Annotated in this window: 9 protein-coding genes; 5 read left to right on the plus strand and 4 right to left on the minus strand. The window is 68.1% G+C overall.

All coding sequences use genetic code 11. The features are described from left to right. Positions 1 to 211: 211 nt before the first annotated feature. Both IEZ21_RS35745 and IEZ21_RS35750 read right to left on the minus strand, forming a co-directional pair. Entirely contained in the window at positions 212 to 928 is a 717-nt protein-coding gene (locus IEZ21_RS35745) for an NADPH-dependent F420 reductase (RefSeq protein WP_189325977.1), read from the minus strand. A 19-nt stretch (positions 929 to 947) separates the two neighbouring features. After that, positions 948 to 1,979: an LLM class flavin-dependent oxidoreductase gene (locus IEZ21_RS35750; protein WP_189325978.1), complete on the minus strand. Its 1,032-nt coding sequence runs from the start codon at positions 1,977 to 1,979 to the stop codon at positions 948 to 950. Between the two features lie 115 nt (positions 1,980 to 2,094). On the opposite strand from IEZ21_RS35750, the gene IEZ21_RS35755 reads away from it, so the two are divergent. Together IEZ21_RS35755 and IEZ21_RS35760 are read left to right on the plus strand one after the other, a co-directional pair. Then, complete coding sequence (locus IEZ21_RS35755; RefSeq protein WP_189325979.1) at positions 2,095 to 2,568, plus strand: MarR family winged helix-turn-helix transcriptional regulator; 474 nt, start codon at positions 2,095 to 2,097, stop codon at positions 2,566 to 2,568. 132 nt (positions 2,569 to 2,700) lie between these two features. Then, positions 2,701 to 3,168 carry a MarR family winged helix-turn-helix transcriptional regulator gene (locus IEZ21_RS35760; protein WP_189325980.1) on the plus strand — a complete coding sequence of 156 codons (468 nt, stop codon included), beginning with the start codon at positions 2,701 to 2,703 and terminating at the stop codon, positions 3,166 to 3,168. Positions 3,169 to 3,203: 35 nt separating this feature from the next. Here IEZ21_RS35760 and IEZ21_RS35765 read toward each other — a convergent pair whose 3' ends face one another. Both IEZ21_RS35765 and IEZ21_RS35770 read right to left on the minus strand, forming a co-directional pair. Then, the gene (locus IEZ21_RS35765; protein WP_189325981.1) at positions 3,204 to 3,575 is read right to left on the minus strand and encodes a DoxX family protein; all 372 of its coding nucleotides are present in this window, start codon (positions 3,573 to 3,575) and stop codon (positions 3,204 to 3,206) included. Positions 3,576 to 3,750: 175 nt separating this feature from the next. Beyond that, the gene (locus IEZ21_RS35770) at positions 3,751 to 4,242 is read right to left on the minus strand and encodes a carboxymuconolactone decarboxylase family protein (protein ID WP_189325982.1); all 492 of its coding nucleotides are present in this window, start codon (positions 4,240 to 4,242) and stop codon (positions 3,751 to 3,753) included. A 122-nt stretch (positions 4,243 to 4,364) separates the two neighbouring features. On the opposite strand from IEZ21_RS35770, the gene IEZ21_RS35775 reads away from it, so the two are divergent. From IEZ21_RS35775 to IEZ21_RS35785, 3 genes are all read left to right on the plus strand, one after another. Beyond that, positions 4,365 to 5,354, plus strand: a complete 990-nt coding sequence (locus IEZ21_RS35775; RefSeq protein WP_189325983.1) for a pirin family protein — start codon at positions 4,365 to 4,367, stop codon at positions 5,352 to 5,354. Positions 5,355 to 5,378: 24 nt separating this feature from the next. Next, positions 5,379 to 5,717, plus strand: coding sequence for a GNAT family N-acetyltransferase (locus IEZ21_RS35780; protein WP_189325984.1), 339 nt, complete (start codon positions 5,379 to 5,381; stop codon positions 5,715 to 5,717). A gap of 226 nt (positions 5,718 to 5,943) precedes the next feature. Continuing rightward, on the plus strand, positions 5,944 to 6,096 hold the full coding sequence (locus tag IEZ21_RS35785) for a hypothetical protein (RefSeq protein ID WP_189325985.1): 153 nt from the start codon (positions 5,944 to 5,946) through the stop codon (positions 6,094 to 6,096). The last annotated feature ends 20 nt before the right edge of the window (positions 6,097 to 6,116 follow it).

Consider the following 6,116-nt stretch of genomic DNA (forward strand, 5'->3'; position numbering starts at 1 on the left):
GTCATCGAATCCTGGTACAAGGAAGCCACCCCGGTCCTCGACCTCGACGGACGCCCGCAACCCGTCACCAACGCCCTCCTCGACGAATCCGCCGTCCACGTCGGCGCCGACGGCCTCGGCTGACACGACAGGCCGCGAACCGACGTACCGTTCAAAAGTCCAGGAAACCGGGGACTGGCCGGGGAGAACCGGCCCGTCATGGGGATCGCGCTCAAGCAGCGGGTTCAGTCGACGTCCTAGCAGCAGTCCGTGCGCTGATCACGGCCCGTCCACGCTCCGATTCCGGGAAGCGGTTGAGCATCGCGCGCAGTTCCTCGGCGCCGACGTTGGCGCCGAACGGCTCCGTGCCCGGCTCCAGCCGTACACCTGCGGAGAGCGGGCCCGCGACGACGGGGTCGAAGCCGAGGTCGTCGACGAGGCGCGAGACGGTGATGAGGTCCTCGGGGTCGTCACCGGCGATGGCGATGGCCTTGCGGCCACGGATTCCCGCGGGCCGGGCCCCGTCCTCGAGGTCGTGGTAGCCCATGTGATTGAACGCCTTGACCACACGCGCTTCGGACAAGTACGCCTGTACGACCTCGCTCGACGAGGCGTGCGGGTCGGTGAGGTCCGCGCGGATGCCGTCGACCTCCCACCAGTAGTTCATCGCGTCGATGACGAGCTTGCCCCGCAGCGCCTCGGCGTCAATGCCGCGGTACTTGCCGAGCGGGAGCGCCAGGACGACGACGTCCGCCTCCGCCGCGGCCTGTGCGGCGGCGACCGGGACGGCTCCGGGGGTGAGGACTTCGACGGTGAGGGCGATCCTGTCGGGATCGCCCGATCCGGCGATGAGCACGCGGTAGCCGGCGGCGACGGCCAGTCGTGCCAGTACGGTGCCGACCTTCCCCGCGCCCAGGATGCCGACCGTACGTACGTCCGTGATGTTCATGTCTGCTCCGTTCGCGGTGTCAGCCGGCGAGGATGTCGCGGACCATCGGGAGGACCTTTGTGCCGTACAGCTCGACGGCGCGCAGGCGAGCGCTGATCGGCTGTGCCCCCGTGGTGTAGATGAGGTCGAACCGGCCGACGCCGAGTGCCTTGATGGCGCGGGCCATCTTGCGGGCGACCGTCTCGGGCGAGCCGATGTAGAGGGAGCCGTGCTCGATCTCGGCCTCGTACTCCTCCTTGCGGACCGGAGGCCAGCCCCGCAGCGCGCCGATGCGGTCCCGGATGACCTTGTAGTGCGGCCAGTGCAGCTCCCGGGCCTCCTCGTCCGTGTCGGCAATGAAGCCCGGCGAGTGCATGCCCACCGGGTGAGCGGTCGTGCCGAACTTGTCGGTGGCGCGCTCGTAGAGGTCGATGTAGGGCGCGAAGCGGTCCGGGGCGCCGCCGATGATGGCGATCATGAGCGGGAAGCCGTAGCGCGCGGTGCGGACGACCGACTGGGGTGAACCGCCGACACCGACCCAGGTGCTCAGGTGCCCGGACTCGGTCTTGGGAAAGACGTCGGCGCCTTCGAGCGGCGCCCGCTTGGTGCCGCTCCAGGTGACGGGCTTCTCCTCCAGCAGCTTGGCGAAGAGCTCGATCTTCTCCTCGAACAGCACGTCGTAGTCGCTCAGGTCGTATCCGAAGAGGGGGAACGACTCGGTGAAGGAGCCGCGCCCGAGGATGACCTCGGCCCGGCCGTTCGAGAGGGCGTCTACGGTCGAGAAGCGCTGGAACACGCGGACCGGATCGTCGGAGCTGAGTACGGTCACGCCGGAGGACAGACGGATACGGTTGGTGCGTGTGGCGATGCCGGCGAGCACGGTCTCCGGGCTGGAGATCGCGTACTCCGGGCGGTGGTGCTCACCGAGGGCCAGGACGTCGACGCCGGTCTCCTCCGCGAGAACGGCTTCCTCGACGACCTGCCTGATGGCCCTCGCGTCGGAAACGGGGTTGCCGGAGTCGTCCTCCGGTACGTCGCCGAACGTGTCCAGGCCGAAGACGAGATCAGACATGGGTGGGCTCCTCCTGCTGTGCTCCCCGGCCGTGGGTGGCACGGCAGGGACTCGTTGACGCGTCAATCATTACTCCCATATGATTGACGCGTCAACAAAGGAAGGTCGGGGCGCTATGGCAGAGCGACGGAAGGCGTTTCCCACCACCGAGGAACTGCGGATCTGGCGGGACTTCATCGAGACGACGGAAGCGCTCCGCTCTGAACTCGCCTCACGCCTGCAGAGCGAGTCCTCCCTGTCGCCCAGCGACTACGCCGTGCTCCTCACGCTGCGCGAAGCGGAGGGGCGCAGCCTGCGCCCCTCCGAACTGGCCGCCCGTATCGGCTGGCAGCGCAGCCGGCTCTCGCACCAGATAGGGCGCATGGAGCGGCGAGGTCTGGTACGGCGCGAGGAGTGCGCCACCGACAGTCGAGGTGCCGAGGTGGTGCTCACGTCCGACGGCGCGGAGGCGTTCCGGGATGCGTCCTTGCCTCATCTGCGTGCTGTACACGAGCTGTTCGTGAATCCCCTTACGCCGGGCCAACTCGCCGCGGCGGAGGAGATCACGACGGCGTTGCGGACCGGGCTCAAGGCGCCGCGCGACACCTGAGGGCGCGAACTCCGGTCTGGTTCGGTGTGCCGTACTCGGGGCCCGGAGGCGCGGCCCGGGCAGTCAGGGCAGGACAGGTCGGGCCACGCCTCCGGAGTTTGATGAGCTATCAACTACGTTTACAATTACTCCATGGGAGAAACGGTGCGGTGGCTGACGCCAGACGAGCAGCATGCATGGCGGAGCTTTGTCCGGTTGCAGGAGCGGCTCGGGGGTCGTTTGTCGCGTTTGTTGCAGACGGAGTCGGGTCTGTCGGCTGCCGACTTCGCGGTGCTGGTCAATCTGACGGACGTACCGGAAGGGCGGCAGCGCTATCAGGATCTGGCCCGCGCGCTGGAGTGGGAGAAGAGCAGGATGTCCCACCACATCGCGAGGATGGCCGGGCGAGGTCTGGTAGTACGACAGGAGTGCCCCGAGGACGGGCGCGGCGCCTTCGTGGTGATCACGGAGGCGGGCCGTACGGCGATCAAGGCCGCTGCCCCGCTCCATGTCGAGGCGGTGCGCGAACTGTTCCTCGACCATGTCACTCCGGCAGAACTGCGGGTGCTGGGCGACGTCTCCGAGCGCGTCGTGAACAAGCTGGACGAAGACGCGTCCTGACCCGGGAAGGTGGCCGGCGCGCGGTGATGCGCGGGTCACATCGCGAGTCCGAGCGTCACGGCAGTGGCCACTGAGAGCAGGATGAGGGGGAAGGGTGCCATGGCGTTCCCCCGCGTGGCCGGGTCGGCGTAGTCGCCGGCCTTCGCGTGGAAGCCCACCGCGCCGACCATCGTGATGGCGAAGCCTATGGCGGCCGCGATGCCGAGAGGCTGCCAGAAGAGGCCCACGATCAGGCCCACCGCGGCGGCGACCTCGGCCAGTCCGACGAAGCGGACGAGGCCCGCGCCCAGCCCCATGTGCGACTGCAGCCCGGCGGAGACGTCGCCCTTGAGGAGCGCCTTGGGTGCACCCGCGGCCAGCGACACAAGGGCGAGAAGGACGCTGAGAATGGCGGCGGTGACGTACATGGGGTGGTTCCTTCCGTGCGGCCCACGCCGGGACGGAGTGGACGCAGGTCGTGGTTGATTCGTCAACGGGGAACCTTACGTAGGCATAGATGATGCGTCAATCAAGTGGCAAGCTCTTTTCGTCGCTGTCCGGTGATCGGGCGGTGTGGTGGGGCGGGTCTGTGTGCCGGCGGGTCTATGCCTTGCGGAGCGCCGGCACCGGATGCTTACTCATGATCGACACCCGGTTGAACGCGTTGATGGTGATCGCCACCCAGATCGCGGCGGAGATCTGGTCGTCGGTGAGGACCTGCCGGGCGGCTTCGTAGGCGGACGCCTGTGCGTCGGCGTCCGTCGGATCGGTTGTCACCTCGGCCAGCGCGAGCGCCGCGCGCTCGGAGGGAGTGAACATCTCGGTGTCCCGCCAGGCCGCCAGTACTCCCAGTCGCTGTGCCGACTCGCCCGCGCGCAAGGCCGTCCTGGTGTGTGAGTCCAGGCAGTAGGCGCAGCCGTTCATCTGTGACACACGGAGGTTGATCAGCTCCGCCGTGGTGCGGTCGAGTCCCGCCTCGGCGGCGACCGTGCGTACCGCCTCCGCGGTCTGCGTGAGGGCGTGGAAGGCTTTGGGGCTCTGCTTGTCGACGAAGATCCTTCGCGTCGGTGCGGATCCGGTGGTGGGGTTGCTCACTGTGGGCCTCCTTCATGGCCGCTGAAGCCGGACTGCACGCGGGATGCGTGTTGTGGCCCTCAGTCTGCTCTCGTGGCATAGTGGTTGATGTAACAACTATAGTAGGTGGAAGGGTGGTCCCGGTGAGCAACGTCGAAACCGAACCCGCGGAGCTGAAGTGCGGAGCCCTGGTCGACGACGGGCGGCAGACCGGAGCGCCCCTGGTCGATGTGCTGTCGGCGCGGGAGGTGCCCCTGGGTGGCCCGCGTGCGATGCGCGTACGGCGGACGCTGCCGCAGCGGGCCCGGACGCTGATCGGAGCCTGGTGCTTCGTGGACCACTACGGCCCGAATGACGTCCCCACGTCGGGCGGTATGGACGTCGCCCCGCATCCGCACACCGGCCTGCAGACGGTGAGCTGGCTGTTCAGCGGGGAGGTCGAACACCGCGACAGCCTGGGCACTCATGCCCTCATCCGGCCCGGCGAGATGAACCTCATGACGGGCGGATACGGCATCAGTCACTCCGAGGTCTCCACCCCGGCCACCACAGTCCTCCACGGAGTCCAGCTGTGGGTGGCGCTTCCCGAGGAGCACAGGAACGCCGACCGGAACTTCCAGCACTACGTCCCCGAACCCGTGCGCATCGACGGGGCCGAGATCAGGGTCTTCCTGGGCTCGCTCGCCGGAAGCGCCTCCCCGGTGCGGACCTTCACGCCCCTGGTCGGCGCCGAGATCGCCCTCGAACCACTTGCGGCGATCACCTTCTCCGTGGACACCGCCTTCGAGCACGGCCTGCTCGTGGACAGCGGGGACGTCCGTCTGGTCGACACCGTGCTGCGCCCGGCCGAACTCGGCTACGTTTCCTGCGGCGCCGACGCCCTGACAGTGGTGAACGAGTCGGACGGTCCGGCGCGGGTCATGCTGCTCGGGGGTCCTCCGTTCGAGGAGGAGATCGTCATGTGGTGGAACTTCATCGGACGCAGCCACGAGGACATCGTCCAAGCCCGAAAGGACTGGGAGGCATCGTCCGACCGTTTCGGCGCCGTCGAGGGCTATCCGGGTCGTCGCCTTCCCGCGCCCGCCCTGCCGAACGCCATCATCACCCCGCGCCGGAACCCTCCGCGTCGCTGACCTCCTGCGAAAGGCACATCCATCATGAGCCAGCCTCCCGCCGCTCCGATCGTCGAGCGGGTGGACGCCGACCACCGGTACGAGATCCTGGTCGACGGCCGGCGTGCCGGTCTGACCGCCTACCGCGACCGCGGTGAGCAACGTGTCTTCTTTCATACGGAGATCGACGACGCCTTCGCCGGTCAGGGCCTTGGCGTGCAGTTGGTCCAGCAGGCCCTCGTGGACGTGCGCGAGTCCGGGAAACGGATCGTGCCCGTCTGTCCGTACGTGGCCAAGTTCCTCAAGAGGCATGCCGAGTTCGCCGACATCACCGATCCCGTGACGCCCGACGTCCTGCGGTGGCTCCAGACGGAACTCGGCTGATGGGAGCCGCTGTCGGCGGGGCGGAACAGGGAAGCTCCGGGGTGCGTTGGAGGCGTGCGGTTGACTCGTCAACCATATGGATGGAAGGCTGAGGACGATGCAGTTCGGCATCTTCACCGTCGATGATGTGTCCACCGACCTGACCACCGGTCGTACGCCGGCCGCCGAACCGGCGGCCTGAGACCCGCACGAGGAGACCACCGTCGAACGCTGGGAGCGGGCCCAGTTGCTGTTCGAGGCCAAGGGCTACATCGGTGCGGCGAAACTGCTCGCCGCTGTCGTCGAGGAGGTCCCGGAGCAGACCGGCCCCCGGCTGCTGGCGGAACCCTGGATGCGCATGGCCGCCGCGTTCTCGGGCGAGTTTCCGGGTGACGACTGACGGCGCGGGCGATGCGTTTG

This window comes from Streptomyces flaveus (assembly GCF_014647675.1).
In the GTDB taxonomy this organism is placed as follows: domain Bacteria; phylum Actinomycetota; class Actinomycetes; order Streptomycetales; family Streptomycetaceae; genus Streptomyces; species Streptomyces flaveus.

Bases quoted from the DNA above. Each gene is read 5' to 3' on its own strand.
- IEZ21_RS35745 (WP_189325977.1), bottom strand. From the start codon at position 928: ATGAACATCACGGACGTACGTACGGTCGGCATCCTGGGCGCGGGGAAG.
- IEZ21_RS35750 (WP_189325978.1), bottom strand. From the start codon at position 1,979: ATGTCTGATCTCGTCTTCGGCCTGGACACGTTCGGCGACGTACCGGAG.
- IEZ21_RS35755 (WP_189325979.1), top strand. From the start codon at position 2,095: ATGGCAGAGCGACGGAAGGCGTTTCCCACCACCGAGGAACTGCGGATC.
- IEZ21_RS35760 (WP_189325980.1), top strand. From the start codon at position 2,701: ATGGGAGAAACGGTGCGGTGGCTGACGCCAGACGAGCAGCATGCATGG.
- IEZ21_RS35765 (WP_189325981.1), bottom strand. From the start codon at position 3,575: ATGTACGTCACCGCCGCCATTCTCAGCGTCCTTCTCGCCCTTGTGTCG.
- IEZ21_RS35780 (WP_189325984.1), top strand. From the start codon at position 5,379: ATGAGCCAGCCTCCCGCCGCTCCGATCGTCGAGCGGGTGGACGCCGAC.